The sequence below is a fragment of the Neisseria sp. P0001.S005 genome, from assembly GCF_051963715.1.
The window spans coordinates 1-413 of the sequence record NZ_JBQCTZ010000662.1 but is presented as its reverse complement, the minus strand read 5'-3'; the positions used below and the strand labels follow the sequence as shown (position 1 = coordinate 413).

Genomic DNA, 413 nt, shown 5'->3' with positions numbered 1-413 from the left:
CGCGGCGTGATCTCGCGCGGCTCAATGGTAACAGGTTGGTAAATCACGCGTTTTTGCTCTTCGTCGTAACGCATTTCCACATAGCCGGAAATCGGGAAGTCTTTGCGGAACGGATGTCCGACGAAACCATAATCGGTCAGGATGCGACGCAAGTCCGGGTGGTTGTTGAACATGATGCCGTACATATCGAAGGCTTCGCGTTCGTACCAATCCGCGCTGTTGTAAATATCGACGACGGATTCGACTACGGGGAAATCGTCGTCTGAAACCCAGACGCGTACGCGGATGCGTTGATTGTTTTTAACGGAAAGCAGCTGACTGACGACGGCAAAGCGTTTGCCCTGCCATACTTCGTTTTTGTAAGTGCTGTAATCGACACCGCACAAGTCAACCAGAAGCTCGAAATGCAACTC

At 51.6% G+C, this 413-nt stretch carries 1 protein-coding gene; it reads right to left on the bottom strand.

Annotation, left to right across the window (positions count from 1 at the left end; genetic code table 11):
* On the bottom strand, positions 1-413 hold a 413-nt coding region (locus ACTHSP_RS22260), incomplete at both ends, for an NADH-quinone oxidoreductase subunit C (RefSeq protein ID WP_440347043.1).